Source organism: Janthinobacterium sp. SUN026 (assembly GCF_030397625.1).
Taxonomy (GTDB): Bacteria; Pseudomonadota; Gammaproteobacteria; order Burkholderiales; family Burkholderiaceae_D; genus Janthinobacterium; species Janthinobacterium kumbetense.
This window is the reverse complement of record NZ_JAPQNU010000001.1, coordinates 1,968,392-1,982,812: the sequence shown is the minus strand read 5'-3', so window position 1 is coordinate 1,982,812 and position 14,421 is coordinate 1,968,392. Positions and strand designations below refer to the sequence as shown.

Here is a 14,421-nt window from a genome sequence, read left to right as displayed (position 1 = left end):
CCCTCCCGCGCCCGGCACCGCGCCCGCCACAGCACGACGCAGCCGCGCCAGAACCTTGCCAGGCGCGCCACTAGGCCAGCAGGCGCGGCACGGCCGGCGCGCTCCGGCGCGGCAAGGTGTGCGCCGGCCCCTGCTGCAGGCGGAACACGCTGACCACCTGCAGCAGCTTCGCCGCCTCGCCTTCCAGCGATTGCGATGCGGCCGCCGCCTCTTCCACCAGGGCGGCGTTCTGCTGCGTCACTTCATCCATCTGCACGACAGCCTGGCTGACCTGGCCGATGCCCGTGCTTTGCTCGGCACTGGCGGCCGTGATGTCGGCCACCATCTGGCTCACGCGTCCCACGGCCGCCACCACGTCCCGCATCGTGGCGCCGGCCTGCGCGACGAGGGCCGCGCCCGCGTCCACCTGCTGCGTGGAATTGGCGATCAGGGCGCGGATATCGCGCGCCGCCGCCGCGCTGCGCTGCGCCAGGTTGCGCACTTCCGTCGCCACGACGGCAAAGCCGCGCCCCTGCTCGCCCGCGCGCGCCGCTTCCACGGCCGCGTTCAGGACCAGGATATTCGTCTGGAATGCCAGCATGTCGATCACGCCGATGATGTCGGCGATCTGCGCCGATGACGCGCTGATGGCGTCCATCGTATGGATCACCTGTCCCACGGCTTGCCCGCCGGCGCCGGCGATATTCGCCGCCTCGACGGCCAGCACGCTGGCATGGCGGGCATTGTCCGCGTTCTGCTGCACCGTCGAACTGAGCTCCTCCATGGCCGACGCGGTCTGTTCGAGCGAGCTGGCCTGCTCCTCGGTGCGCGACGACAGGTCGATATTGCCGGCCGCGATCTGCGACGACGCCGTGGCGATGGTATCGGTGCCGCTGCGCACCCGCTGCACGATGTCGAGCAGGTTGCCGTTCATGATACACAGCGCGTCGAGCAGCTTGCCCGTTTCATCGCCGCCATGGCGGCCGAAGGTCGACGTCAGGTCGCCGGCTGCCACGGTCTGCGCCACCGTCAATGCGTGGTGCAGCGGATGGACGATGCTGCGCGTGACCAGCCAGGCGGTGACGAGCGAAAACAGCACGGCCAGCGCGCTCAGCGCCAGCATCATGTTGCGCGCCGTCGCGTATTCCGCGCGCACCTGGGCGCCCGCCTCCTCCATCAGGTCGTGCTGGTGCGCGATGAGGCTTTCCAGCGCCGCCATGTAGCGCAGCTGGTCGCCGCGCACCGTGCCGAGCAGCAAACTGGTCGCCTCGTCGCGTGCGCCCTCGTCCAGCAGGGCCAGCACCTTGTCGCGCCCGCCGTTGAACGTGGCGCGCGCCTGCGTCACGGCCGCCATCAGCGTGCGGCCCTGCGGCGACAGCACCACCGTGTCCAGCTGGGCCAGTCCTTTTTCCGTCTCGCCGCCCGCCCTGGCGATGGTGGCGCGTTCCTGCGCCAGCTGCTGCGGCTCCGTCATCAGCAGCAGGTTGCGCGAGGAACGCGCGATGATGTTGACATTCTTGATGATGTCATTGGCCAGCACGGTCTTCGGATATTTATCGTCGATCACGTCGCGCATGCGCAGCTCCAGGCTGGACAGGCGCAGCATGCCCAGCGCGGCAGTGGCCAGCAGCAGCAAGGTCAACAATGCAAAGGAGCAGCGCAGGCGCGTGCCGATTTTCATATTTGCCATCTTTTTCGCATCCTTCAGTGTGGTGCATCGGTCATCGCGCCGGACTCGCATGCAAGGCTGACGGCAATGGCTGCCGCCTGCCACGAATGGCTGGACGCAGCAGGCGGAGGGGTCAGCCGGGATGTGGCCGAGGCGGGAACAAGGGTGGTACGGCAGGCAGTGTGAGTTATCTCACAAGCAATGTCGCGTTAAGTTTTGAAAAGATTTGCTTAGATGGCAAAACAGCTATTTTTATAACGCTGTTTTTTTAGTAAGTAGTAACCGCAGTTCAAACCGCAGCGCGCGCCGGTGCGCGCCTGTAAAAACGGCCGCGCAAGGCGGCCGTCCGTTAGCGCATGCTGGCGCCGTCAAGCCATCAGAACACTTCCCACTCGTCGTCGCGCGGCGCGCTCTGGCGCTGGGACGGCACGGCGTGCAAGGCCGGGCGGCCCGTGGCGGGACGGGAAACCGGACGCGGTGCGGGACGCTTCGGCGCCGCGCCGGTCACCGCGGCGCGCGTCGCGGCAGGCTTTGCGTTCGCGTTTGCGCGCGCGGCAGGCGCCTGGGCGCCATCGAGCTTGAAGACGCTGACCACCTCGGCCAGCTGGCCCGATTGCTCCTGCAGCGATTCGGCCGCGGCGGCCGCCTCTTCCACCAGGGCCGCGTTTTGCTGCGTCACCTGGTCCATCTGGCCGATGGCCTGGTTGATCTGGTCGATGCCCGAGCTTTGCTCCTGCGTGGCCAGGCTGATTTCCGCCATGATGTCCGTCACGCGCTGCACGCTGGAGACGATTTCAGCCATCGTGCTGCCCGCCTCGGCCACCAGCTTGCTGCCCGCGTCGACGGCCACCACGGAGTCGCCGATCAGGGTCTTGATTTCTTTCGCCGCGCCGGCCGATCGTTGGGCCAGATTGCGCACTTCCGTCGCCACTACGGCGAAACCGCGTCCCTGCTCGCCCGCGCGCGCCGCCTCCACGGCAGCGTTCAGCGCCAGGATATTCGTCTGGAAGGCGATGCCGTCGATGACGGAAATGATGTCGACGATCTTGCGCGACGAATCGTTGATGGCGTCCATGGTCTCGACCACCTTGCCCACCACTTCGCCGCCTTTGACGGCCACGCCCGAGGCGCTCAGCGCCAGCTGGTTGGCTTGCTGGGCATTGTCGGCGTTCTGCCGCACGGTCGACGTCAGCTCTTCCATCGACGACGCCGTCTCTTCCAGCGAGCTGGCTTGCTCTTCCGTGCGCGAGGACAGGTCCAGGTTGCCGCTGGCAATCTGCGACGACGCCGTGGCGATGGTCTCCGTGCCGCTGCGCACCTGGCCGACGATGCTGACCAGGCTGGAATTCATGTCCTTCAGCGCCTGCAGCAGCTGGCCCGTTTCTTCCGTCGTGTGCACCTCGATCTGGCTCGTCAGGTCGCCCGAGGCCACCGTCTGCGCCACTTTCACGGCCGAATTAATCGGCTGCGTGATGGCGCGCGTGATGTAGGCGGCGCAGCCGATGCCCAGTGCGGAGGCCAGCAAGCCGAGGATGACCATCAGGCTTTCCGAGCGAATCACGGCCGCGCTGCCGTCCTTGACGCTGGCGTCGGCCACGCCGTTATTGAGCTTGATGATGTCGTTGAGCGTGCCTTCGGCCTTGCCGAACAGCGCGCGCGAATCCTGGTACTGCTTGTAAAAGCCCACGAACAGCTCTTTCTGCCGCGCTTCGTCGCGGTTATCTGCCAGCTGGCGCAGGATGGCGCGCACCTTGTCGTCGTCCGCCTTCCAGGCCGTCCACTCGCCCTGGAAGCGCTGCCACAGCACGGCTTCCTCAGGCGTTTGCGGCAGCGGTTCGTACAGCTTGCGGCCCGCCTCGATGTTGTTCCAGGCGCGCGTGCGCAGCTGCAGCGCTTCCGCGAACTTGTCCTGTGCCTGATAATTGTTTTCATAGATGGCGGCCGTCAGGGTGGCGGCGGCGACGGCCGTCTGGCCTTCGCTGATCATCATCAAACCCTGGATCGACGGCAGGCGCACGACGCCGATTTCATTGACGGCGCGGCCGACGGTGGCGATGCCCGTGTAACCGCTGATGCCCACCACCAGCAAGGCCGCCATCATCACGGCGACGAGCGTCGCCAACTTCCATTTGATCAGTAAATTCTTAAACATGGCTAGGCCCTTTATATAATCACGATTTTTGCTGGCGAGGTTGAGGCTGGCATGTTCGAGTAAAACAGCTGACACTTGTATAAAGGTGGCGGGGATGGGGCGTACGCTTCGTTACAATTGGCGAGATTTGATAATAGGAGCATAGTGGAAAACGGAGACGCTGACTGCTACATACTTGATACAAATCAATATTTATTTCCTGACTGTGGCGCGCCTTGCACAGTGGCATCGAAAAGCCATTCGATGCCCTGCTTTGGTGCAAAAAATCCCCGCGCGCCGCTATTGGCTACGCAGTTAATAGTCGTATAAGATGGTCAACACGCACACCACAGGTACAGCATGGCTTATCCTATCGAACACAAACTGGTGATCGGGGTCGCTTCCAGCGCCCTGTTCGACCTGGCCGAATCGCACCAGATCTACCTCGACAACGGCCCCGAGGAATACCGCAAGTACCAGGAGACGCATATCGACACGGTTCTGCCGCGCGGCGTGGCCTTCCCCTTCATCCGCCGCTTCCTGAACATCAACAAGCACTACCCGCGCCAGTCGCCCGTGGAAGTGGTGCTGTTTTCGCGCAATTCGCCGGAAACGGGCTTGCGCGTCATGCACAGCATCGCTCACTACGGCCTGGACATTTCGCGCGCCGCCTTCATGACGGGCAAGTCGCCGTATCCCTACCTGCCCGCCTTCAATGCCTCGCTGTTCCTCAGCGCGAACGAAGGCGACGTGCGCAGCGCCCTGGCCTGCGACTATCCGGCCGGCCTGGTGCTGCCGTCGCGCACGGAAGACGACGAAAACGACGAGGAATTGCGCGTGGCCTTCGATTTCGACGGCGTGATCGCCGACGACGAAGCGGAAACCGTCTTCAAGCGCAACAATGACGTCGATGAATTCCACGCCCATGAAACCCTGAACGTGGGCACGCCGCACCGCCCCGGCCCGCTGGCCGGCCTGTTCCAGAAGCTGGCCACCATGCAACGCCTGGAGGAAAGGGCCCAGCGGCGCGACCCCGGCTATAAAAAGATCCTGCGCATCGCCATCATCACGGCGCGCAACGCGCCCTCGCACGAGCGCGTCGTGACGACCCTGAAAAGCTGGGGCGTGGCGGCCGACGAGACGTTTTTCCTCGGCGGCATGGACAAATCGCGCGTGCTGGCCGTATTCAAGCCGCATATCTTCTTCGACGATCAATTGAGCCACCTCAAATCGGCGGGCGGCACCATCCCGATGGTGCATGTACCGTTCGGCATCGCGAATGTCCGCGCAGGATAAAACCTGCTGCGCGTCGTGCTTTGCGGCCTGCGATGCTCACCGTACTAAAGTACGGTTGCGCTTCTTAGCCACAAATCACTGCCGCTCGCGACGGTTTTCTCAAGCGCGGAGATATAAGTGATGGTCTATAATCTCGCCTGTCAGCGCCGTCACTGGCGGCGCTGCGCGCACCACAGCTGTCCCACTCAACTGCCTCTGCCACTAGTGTCATCGCCTGCATGTCCTTAGACTTAACAAAAGCCCTCCCCAAGCCCGGCAACCGCTACGCGCTGCCCGCCCTGTATGGTTCATCCGACGCCTATGCCCTGGCGCTGGCCGCGCTGGAATTAAAAGCGCGGGGCCAGATGCTGGCCGTGGTGGTGGCGCAGGCCAGCGACGGCCAGCGCCTGCTCGATGAAATCCCGTGGTTTGGCGGCAAGGAACTGCGCTGCCACCTGCTGCCGGACTGGGAAACCCTGCCCTACGACGCCTTTTCGCCGCACCAGGACCTGGTCTCCGAGCGCCTGGCCACCCTGCACGAAATCCAGACGCGCCAGTGCGACGTGCTGATCGTGCCGGCCACCACGGCGCTGGTGCGCCTGGCGCCGCCATCCTTCCTGGCCGCCTACACCTTCTTCTTCAAGAAGGGCGAAAAGCTCGACGAAGCGCGATTGAAGTCGCAGCTGACCCTGGCCGGCTACAGCCATGTCTCGCAAGTGATGTCGCCCGGCGAATACTCGGTGCGCGGCGGCCTGCTCGACCTGTTCCCCATGGGTTCCGCCCTGCCCTACCGCCTGGACCTGTTCGGCGACACCATCGAAACCATCCGCACTTTTGACGCCGACACCCAGCGCTCGCTGTACCCCGTGCACGAGGTACGCTTGCTGCCGGGGCGCGAATTCCCCATGGATGAAGCGGCGCGCACCACCTTCCGCAACCGCTGGCGCGAACAGTTCGAGGGCGACCCATCGCGCTCCGTGGTCTACAAGGACATCAGCAGCGGCATCGCCTCGGCCGGCATCGAATACTACCTGCCCCTGTTCTTCGAACAGACGGCCACCCTGTTCGATTACCTGCCGCCCGACGCCTCGCTGGCCCTGGTGGGCGAGATCGATGCGGCCATCGGACGCTTCTGGACCGATACGCAGTCGCGCTACCGCTTCTTAAAAGCCGACCGCGAGCGGCCGATCCTGCCGCCGGAATCGCTGTTCCTGTCGGACGAGCAGTTCTTCGGCCTGGCCAAACCGTATCCGCGCCTGGCGATCGCCAAATCGAACGATGCCCTGGCGTCCGAACTGTCGGCCCCCGTGCCGAACATCGCCGTCAACCGCCGCGCCGACGACCCGCTGGCGAACCTGCGCAGCTATTTGCTGCAAGCGGGCCGCCGCGTGATGATCTGCGCCGAATCGAACGGCCGCCGCGAAACCCTGCAGCAGTACTTCACCGAATACGACCTGCACCTGACGCCCGTGGAAGGCAGCGACGGCTTCCTGCAATCCGACGCCAAGCTGATGCTGGGCGTGGCACCGCTGCATGCGGGCTTCGAACTGTTTACGCCGGAAGGTCATTTATCCTTCATCACGGAGACGGAGCTGTATGCCGGTTCCGGCCGCCGCGTCGGCACCAAGAAACAGGAAGGCGTGACGCAGGTCGAATCGATGGTGCGCGACCTGTCGGAGCTGAAGATCGGCGACCCCGTCGTGCACATCAACCACGGCATCGGGCGCTACATGGGCCTGACCAGCATGGACCTGGGCGAAGGCGAGACGGAATTCCTGCACCTCGAATACGCGAAGGACACCAAGCTGTACGTGCCCGTATCGCAGCTGCACGTCATTTCCCGCTATTCGGGCGCGTCGCCGGAAGACGCGCCCTTGCACTCGCTCGGTTCGGGCCAGTGGGAAAAAGCGAAAAAACGCGCGGCCGAACAGGTGCGCGACACGGCCGCCGAGCTGCTCAACCTGTACGCCCGGCGCGCGCTGCGCCAGGGCCATTCGTTCGAATTCTCGTCGCACGACTACCAGCGCTTCGCCGACAGCTTCGGCTTCGACGAGACGCCGGACCAGGCCGAAGCCATCCACAACGTCATCAAGGACATGACTTCCGGCAAACCGATGGACCGCCTCGTGTGCGGTGACGTCGGCTTCGGCAAGACGGAAGTGGCGCTGCGCGCCGCCTTCATCGCCGTCATGGGCGGCAAGCAGGTGGCCATCCTGGCGCCCACCACCCTGCTGGCGGAGCAGCATGCACAAACCTTCGCCGACCGCTTCGCCGACTGGCCCGTGCGCATCGCGGAATTGTCGCGCTTCCGCAGCGGAAAGGAGATCACGCAAGCGTTCAAGGGCATGGCCGACGGCACCATCGACATCGTCATCGGCACGCACAAACTGCTGTCCGACGACGTGAAGTTTACCCGTTTGGGCCTGGTCATCATTGACGAAGAACACAGGTTCGGCGTGCGCCAGAAGGAAGCCTTGAAAGCCCTGCGCGCGGAAGTGGACGTGCTGACCCTGACGGCCACGCCGATCCCGCGCACCTTGGGCATGGCGCTGGAAGGCTTGCGCGACTTTTCCATCATCGCCACGGCGCCGCAAAAGCGCCTGGCCATCAAGACGTTCGTGCGCAGCGAAGGCGAAGCCATCATCCGCGAAGCGTGTTTGCGCGAACTCAAACGGGGCGGCCAGATCTACTTCCTGCACAACGAGGTGGAAACCATCCAGAACCGCCTGGCCATGCTGACGGAATTGCTGCCCGAGGCGCGCATCGCCGTGGCGCACGGCCAGATGCACGAGCGCGATCTGGAAAAAGTCATGCGCGACTTCGTCGCCCAGCGTTTCAACATCCTGCTGTGCACGACGATCATCGAGACGGGCATCGACGTGCCGACGGCGAACACCATCATCATGCACCGCGCCGACAAGTTCGGCCTGGCGCAGCTGCACCAGCTGCGCGGCCGGGTCGGCCGTTCGCACCACCAGGCCTACGCCTACCTGCTGGTGCACGACGTGCAGGGCCTGACCAAGCTGGCGCAGCGCCGCCTGGACGCCATCCAGCAGATGGAAGAACTGGGCAGCGGCTTTTACCTGGCCATGCACGACCTGGAAATCCGCGGCGCCGGCGAAGTGCTGGGCGAGAGCCAGTCCGGCGAGATGACGGAAATCGGCTTCCAGCTGTATTCGGACATGCTCAACGAAGCCGTGCGCTCGCTGAAAGCGGGCAAGGAGCCGGACCTGGCCGCGCCGCTGGCGTCGACGACGGAGATCAACCTGCACGTGCCGGCCCTGCTGCCAGCCGACTTCTGCGGCGATGTGCACGAGCGCCTGTCGATCTACAAGCGCCTGGCCAACTGCGCCACGCAGGACAAGATCGACGATATCCAGGAAGAGCTGATCGACCGCTTCGGCAAGCTGCCCGACGCCGTCAAGGCCCTGGTCGAGACGCACCGCCTGCGCATCGCCGCGAAAACCGTGGGCATCGTCAAGATCGACGTGCATGGCGAGGCGGCCACCCTGCAATTCATGGCCAAGCCGCCCATCGACCCGATGCGCATCATCGACTTGATCCAGAAGAACCGCCATATCAAGCTGCATGGCCAGGACAAGCTGAAAATCACGGCCGCCATGCCGGACCTGGCCGCGCGCGTGACGCAGATCAAGACCACCATCAAGCAATTGACGGTTTAGACTATTCCTATCATTTATGCAGGGCTGACCCATGACCAATACCAAGACCATCACCATGAATCTGATCCTGCAGGGTCTGGACGGCGATAGCGCCCGCCTCGAGCGCATCGCCGCGCTGGCCGCGCCCACGTCCATCACGCGCCTGGGCCCGAACGCCGTGCGCTGCGAGCAGATCGCCTACTCGCCCGCGCTGCGCCCCACCATCGAAGTGGCGGCCCAGGCGGCGCAGCTGGACGCCACCTACATGATGGGCCAGCGCGAGCTCAGCGAATTCAAGCTGGTGGCGATGGACATGGATTCGACCCTGATCACCATCGAGTGCATCGATGAAATCGCCGACATGCAGGGCTTGAAACCGCAGGTGGCGGCCATCACGGAAGCGGCCATGCGGGGCGAACTCGATTTCAGCTCCAGCCTGAAACAGCGCGTGGCCCTGCTCGAAGGCCTCGACGCGTCGGCCCTGCAGCGCGTCTACGATGAACGGTTAAAACTGTCGCCGGGTGCGGAAACCATGCTGGCGGCCGTGCAGAAGGCGGGCCTGAAAACCCTGCTGGTGTCGGGCGGCTTCACCTTCTTCACGGAGCGCCTGAAAGAGCGCCTGGGCCTCGACTACACGCATGCGAACGAACTGGAAATCGTCGACGGCAAGCTGACGGGCAAGGTGTTAGGCGGCATCGTCGACGCCGAGGAAAAGCAGCGCACGGTGGAAAGAGTCTGCGCGGAGCTGGGCATTTCCCCGTCCGAAGCCATCGTCATGGGCGACGGCGCCAACGACTTGAAAATGATGGGCATCGCCGGCCTGTCCGTGGCCTTCCGCGCCAAGCCCGTGGTGCGCTCGCAGGCCGACGTGGCGCTGAACTTCGTGGGACTCGATGGCTTGCTCAACGTATTGACCTGAGTCGGCGCCATCTGGCGGACGGTGCGCGCACGATGGCATAAGTTTGCTATATTGCAAACTTATGCGCATCCTGCCAACCCATCGTGAAAGAACACCGCATGCCGCCACCGCTGCCAGAAGAGATACAACGCCACCTGGATGTGTTTGTCGCCGCCGCGCAAAACACCTTTGGTGACGACCTTGCCGCCGCCGTGCTGTTTGGCTCGGCCGCCGATGGCCAGGTGCGCGCCACCTCCGACGTCAACCTGCTGTTGCTGCTCAAGCGCTTTGCGCCGCAGGCGGCCGATGCGCTGCGCGGGCCCTTGCGCCTGGCGCACGCCGCCATCGATTTGCAGGTGATGTTCCTGCTCGAGGGCGAATTGACGCAGGCCGCCGACGCCTTTGCCGTCAAGTTCGCCGACATCATCGCGCGCCACCAGGTGCTGCATGGCGTCGACCCTTTCGCCAGCCTGCGCACGAACCGCGACGCCGTGCTGCGGCGCTTGCGGCAAGTGCTGCTGAACCAGCAGGTGCGCATGCGCGAACGGTATCTGCTATTGAGCCTGAATGAAGAACAGCTGGCCGGCGCCATCGCCGACGCAGCCGGCCCCCTGCGCTCGTCCGCGGCGTCGCTGGCGCAGCTGGAAGGCAAGTCCGGGCTGTCCGGCAAGCAGGCGCTCGAAGCGTTTGTCGACCAGCTGGGCGAGCCTGCCCTGCACGCGGCCCTGCAAGCCATGTCGGCGGCGCGCGAAACGGCGCGCCTGGCGCCGGGGCAGGCCTTGCCCGCCTTCACAAGCCTGATGACGATTACCGAACACTTGCGCGAACACGCGGAGCAGATGCGGTGAACGGCGCCAATCCGTTCGACTGGAGCGGGCCCTGGTTCCTGCTCGCCTACCTGGTCTTTGGCATGCTCGTGTACTACCTCGCGCGCGAGCTGCTGATACGCATGGAATTGCGCAATCCGCACGCCCAGCTGTCGCTGGCCGACGATCCCTACCGCATCGCCTTCCTGCGCGGCGGCGCCCTCGAAGCCGTGAAAGTCGCCACCATCGTGCTGGTCGACCGCGGCTTGCTGCGCGCCGACGGCCCGCTGCTGGAAACGGCCAGCGCCGACAGCCTGCGCTTCGCCAGCCATGACATCGAACGCGACGTGCTGCAGCTGTACCTGGGCCGCCAGGGACACAGCAAGGAACTGGCCGTGCAAGCCGAAATGCTGCCCTCGTGCCGCGCCTACCTGGAAACCTTGACGCAGCAGCAATTGCTGGTCGGCCCGCCGCTGCTGCGCCGGCGCGAACGCATCACCTGGACGGCGCACTGGCTGCTGCTGACGGTGGCCGCCGTCAAGGCCGTCATCGCCATCAGCCGCCAGCACTACAACCTGCTGTTCCTGGCGCTGCTGCTGGCGATCTTCCTGCTCATGCTGCGCGGCTTGCGCACCCAGCCGACCAGCTGGAGCGCGCAGCGGCTGCTGACCGACCTGCGCATGCTGTTTGGCCGGCTGAACATGCATTCATCGCGCCTGCAGGCGGGCAGCAGCAGCGCCGACATGGCCCTGCTGGCGGCCATCTTCGGCCTCGGCGCCCTGCCTCCGTCGGTGTACGCGTATGTCGCCCAGCTGTACCCCGTGCCGCGGCAAAACGGCGGTGGCGACTCCTCGTCCGGCAGCTCGGGCGACTCCGGCGGCGGCTCGTCGGGCGGCGGCGACGGTTCTTCCTGCGGCAGCGGCTGTGGCGGTTGCGGCGGTGGCGGCGGCTGTGGCAGCTAGCCAGGGGACCGCGCGCGACCGCGTCGGCCTGGGCTGGCGCGGCGAACTGGCGACCGGCATCCTGTCCAACCTGGCGCACATCGACGTGCTGGAAGTGATCGCCGACGATTATTACCACGCCGCGCGCGCCGGCATCGCCGCCTTGCGCAGCCTGGCGCGCCAGGTGCCCGTCAGCCTGCACGGCGTGGGCATGGGGCTGGCGTCGACGATTCCCGCCGACCCGCGCCGCCTGCATGCGATGGCGCGCCTGATGAAGGAAGTGCAAGCGGAATCGTGGTCCGAGCACCTGAGTTTCGTGCGCGCCGGCGGCGTGGAAATCGGCCACCTGGCGGCGCCGCCGCGCACGCCGCACAGCGCCGCCGGCACCATCGCCAATATCGCGCTGGCCACGCGCATCGTCGGCAGCGCGCCGCTGATGGAAAACATCGCCACCCTGGTCCAGCCGCCCGCCAGCACGCTGGACGAAGCCGGGTGGCTGACGCACATCCTTGACGGCGCGCAAGTGCCGCTGCTGCTGGACCTGCATAATCTGTATGCGAACGCCGTCAATTTCGGGCATGACCCGGAGCAACTGCTGCTGCGCCTGCCGCTGGCCCGGGTCGGCGCCGTGCACCTGAGCGGCGGCCACTGGATCGACGCGCCTGGCGGCGGCCAGCGCCTGCTGGACGACCATCTGCACGACGTGCCGCCCGCCGTCTTCGCCCTGTTGACCGTGCTGGCGCGCCAGGCGCCGCAACCCTTGACGGTGATCGTCGAGCGCGACGGCAATTACCCGTCGTTCGGGCATGTGCTGGACCAGCTGGAGCTGGCGCGCGCGGCCTTGCGCGCGGGGCGAAACGCATGAGTTCCCCCGCACTGGAAACCTACCTGGCAAGGCTGTACACGGACGACGCCCTGCGTGCCGCCTTCCTGCTGGAACCCCGTGCGCAAGCGTTGCGGCATGGCTTGTCGCCGCAGGAGGCGGACGCGATGGCGGCGATGGACCGCATCGGCCTGCAGATGGCGGCGGCCAGCTATCGCGCCAAGCGGGCCGGGCGCGCCGGGCATGGCAGCCAGTCCAGGCCAGCGCAACGCTGGTGGCGCCGGCTGCTGCACGCCTGGCGCTGAGCGCCGACTACAGGTGCCACAGGCGCAGCGGCAGCAGTCCCCACCAGGCCAGCACCAGCAGCAGTTGCAAGGCCGCCAGCAAGGCCACCCAATCCCATTTTGCCCACGAACCCGCCTCGGCCGCCGTGCCGCGGCTGCGCCAGCAGCGCGCCAGACCGAACGCCGTCGCCAGCGGCAGCGCGCCCGTCGTCAGCGCCAGCAGCACGCTGGCGATGGTGACGTCGCCCAGGCGCAGGTAGGACTGGAAATAGAAGAACGGCAGCGGCAGGAGCAGCGCCAGCAGCGATAGCAAGGGTGCGAACAGGTGGTCGCCCCGCCCCAGGCTGCGCAACGCGGCGCGCCAGACGCCCACCACCAGCACATACAGCAAGCCCGCCGCTCCCAGGGCCAGGCTGCCCCACAGCACCAGCATGCGCAGCATCGACGCGCGCTCATAGCTGCGCAAGCCGTCGCTGAGCACATGCTTGCCATCCTCCTGCATCAGCACGTGCGACGGCGTGCTGCGGTCGCTGGCGCGGAACAGCAAGCCGCCCACCGGTTCCAGCTCCTTCGGCTCGCCCTGGAACGGGATCAGGAACAGCGATTCGCCATCCCATTTCAGGCGCGTAAAGCCGAAGACGGCATCGACCCAGGCCATGCTGGCCATGGGGCTAGGCGACGGCACGTAGACGCCCTGCCAGTTTTCCACCGTGGGCGCGGGCGTGCCGCGCGGGGCCGGCGCGCGCAGCGGCAGTTCCAGGTCGCGCAGCAGCAGGCGGTTGAAGCGTTCATAGTCGGCCTGCTCCGCATCCGTGTTGAAGGCCACGAAGAAGGCCCTGTCCTGCTCCGGATACAGGCACAGCATGGCGCGGAAACCCACGGCCGTGCCCGGATGGCAGGCGCCCACCACATTGTAGCGGTCGCGCACGGCCAGCGCCAGGCCGTGGCCCGTTGCCAGGCCCGCCTGCGCCGCATCCGTGCCGGACGGCTCGGACAAGGCGCCCATCAGCGCCAGGTCGATGAAGCGCTTGCCCTGCAGCTTGCCGTCGCCCATCAGGAATTGCGCCAGCTTGCCCATGTCGGCCGCCGTGGTGGTAAATTGCGCGGCCGGACGCAAATACTGGGGCACGGCCGGCTGCGCCACGCCATGCTCGAAGTAGCCCATGGCCAGGCGCGGATCAGCCTGCGCACCCGCCTGCGTGCTCATTTGCGTGCTCACTTGCGTAACGAAGGCGAACGTGCTGTCCGCCATGCCCAGCGGCTGCAGCAGCTGCGCGTCGAGATAGCGCTCATACGGCTGGCCCGTGATTTTCTCGATCACCATGCCCAGCAAGCCATAGCCCATGTTCGAATACGCATAGCGGCTGCCGGGCCGGGCGCGCACGCGCAGCAGGTTGCGGTCGCCGTCAAAAGCGTCGGCCAGCGGCGTCTGCGGCGCCGGGTTCAGGCTGAACGCCTGCCAGAAGCGCACGTTGTCGAGGCCGGACGTATGCGCCAGCAGGTGGCGGATGCGCACGGGGTCGCTCGCTTGCCACGGGTTTTTCAGCGCCAGTTCCGGCAGCACCTGCTGCAGGGGCGTGTCGAGCGTGAGCCGGTCTTCGCTGACCAGGCGCAAGACGCCCAGCGCCAGCGCCACCTTGCCCACGGAACCCACCTGCATGCGCGTGTCCGCCTGCATGGGCATGCGCCTGGCGGCATCGCGCAGGCCGGACGCGCCGACTTTGACTGTTCCGTCAGGCAAGACTTCACTCCAGACGGCGCCCGCCAGGCCCTCTTCCTTCAAGCCGGCGGCAAACTCCGTCTCCAGCGGGGCGCCGGTGGCGTGGGCCACCGAGGCGCACAGCAGCAAGGCCGGCAAAGCCTGGCGCAGCCATGACCTGGCGCGCGCGGCCAGGGTGGGATAGCGATTTCGTTTCAACAATGTATTCTGCCTTTTTCCATGGACTGCGCTCC

10 protein-coding genes are annotated in these 14,421 nt (G+C 65.9%); 7 read left to right on the top strand and 3 right to left on the bottom strand.

The features are described 5' to 3' along the window. Positions 1-70 precede the first annotated feature (70 nt). Both OX459_RS09070 and OX459_RS09065 read right to left on the bottom strand, forming a co-directional pair. On the bottom strand, positions 71-1,669 hold the full coding sequence (locus OX459_RS09070; RefSeq protein WP_289904708.1) for a methyl-accepting chemotaxis protein: 1,599 nt from the start codon (positions 1,667-1,669) through the stop codon (positions 71-73). A 355-nt stretch (positions 1,670-2,024) separates the two neighbouring features. Next, entirely contained in the window at positions 2,025-3,800 is a 1,776-nt protein-coding gene (locus OX459_RS09065; RefSeq protein WP_289904707.1) for a methyl-accepting chemotaxis protein, read from the bottom strand. A gap of 339 nt (positions 3,801-4,139) precedes the next feature. Between OX459_RS09065 and OX459_RS09060 the strand changes: the two genes are divergently transcribed. From OX459_RS09060 to OX459_RS09030, 7 genes are all read left to right on the top strand, one after another. Beyond that, entirely contained in the window at positions 4,140-5,075 is a 936-nt protein-coding gene (locus OX459_RS09060) for a 5'-nucleotidase (protein WP_077405756.1), read from the top strand. 218 nt (positions 5,076-5,293) lie between these two features. After that, positions 5,294-8,737 (top strand): transcription-repair coupling factor, encoded by a 3,444-nt coding sequence (gene mfd, locus OX459_RS09055; RefSeq protein ID WP_289904706.1) that lies wholly within the window; start codon positions 5,294-5,296, stop codon positions 8,735-8,737. A gap of 55 nt (positions 8,738-8,792) precedes the next feature. Next, positions 8,793-9,635 carry a phosphoserine phosphatase SerB gene (gene serB, locus OX459_RS09050; protein WP_289904838.1) on the top strand — a complete coding sequence of 281 codons (843 nt, stop codon included), beginning with the start codon at positions 8,793-8,795 and terminating at the stop codon, positions 9,633-9,635. A 98-nt stretch (positions 9,636-9,733) separates the two neighbouring features. Then, complete coding sequence (locus tag OX459_RS09045) at positions 9,734-10,462, top strand: nucleotidyltransferase domain-containing protein (protein WP_289904705.1); 729 nt, start codon at positions 9,734-9,736, stop codon at positions 10,460-10,462. Next, positions 10,459-11,382 (top strand): TIGR04222 domain-containing membrane protein, encoded by a 924-nt coding sequence (locus OX459_RS09040; RefSeq protein WP_289904704.1) that lies wholly within the window; start codon positions 10,459-10,461, stop codon positions 11,380-11,382. Before OX459_RS09045 ends, OX459_RS09040 begins: the two co-directional genes overlap by 4 nt. Further along, entirely contained in the window at positions 11,372-12,226 is an 855-nt protein-coding gene (locus OX459_RS09035) for a DUF692 family multinuclear iron-containing protein (protein ID WP_289904703.1), read from the top strand. The genes OX459_RS09040 and OX459_RS09035 overlap by 11 nt, the downstream gene beginning before the upstream one ends. Next, the gene (locus tag OX459_RS09030) at positions 12,223-12,489 is read left to right on the top strand and encodes a hypothetical protein (protein WP_289904702.1); all 267 of its coding nucleotides are present in this window, start codon (positions 12,223-12,225) and stop codon (positions 12,487-12,489) included. The genes OX459_RS09035 and OX459_RS09030 overlap by 4 nt, the downstream gene beginning before the upstream one ends. Positions 12,490-12,496: 7 nt before the next feature. Here OX459_RS09030 and OX459_RS09025 read toward each other — a convergent pair whose 3' ends face one another. After that, a complete protein-coding gene (locus OX459_RS09025) occupies positions 12,497-14,386 on the bottom strand; it encodes a serine hydrolase domain-containing protein (protein WP_289904701.1) in 1,890 nt (629 codons plus the stop codon). Positions 14,387-14,421 lie beyond the last annotated feature (35 nt).

Excerpts from the sequence above, each read along its gene's own strand:
- OX459_RS09070 (WP_289904708.1), bottom strand. The coding sequence starts at position 1,669 with ATGGCAAATATGAAAATCGGCACGCGCCTGCGCTGCTCCTTTGCATTG.
- OX459_RS09065 (WP_289904707.1), bottom strand. The coding sequence starts at position 3,800 with ATGTTTAAGAATTTACTGATCAAATGGAAGTTGGCGACGCTCGTCGCC.
- OX459_RS09060 (WP_077405756.1), top strand. The coding sequence starts at position 4,140 with ATGGCTTATCCTATCGAACACAAACTGGTGATCGGGGTCGCTTCCAGC.
- mfd (WP_289904706.1), top strand. The coding sequence starts at position 5,294 with ATGTCCTTAGACTTAACAAAAGCCCTCCCCAAGCCCGGCAACCGCTAC.
- serB (WP_289904838.1), top strand. The coding sequence starts at position 8,793 with ATGAATCTGATCCTGCAGGGTCTGGACGGCGATAGCGCCCGCCTCGAG.
- OX459_RS09045 (WP_289904705.1), top strand. The coding sequence starts at position 9,734 with ATGCCGCCACCGCTGCCAGAAGAGATACAACGCCACCTGGATGTGTTT.
- OX459_RS09030 (WP_289904702.1), top strand. The coding sequence starts at position 12,223 with ATGAGTTCCCCCGCACTGGAAACCTACCTGGCAAGGCTGTACACGGAC.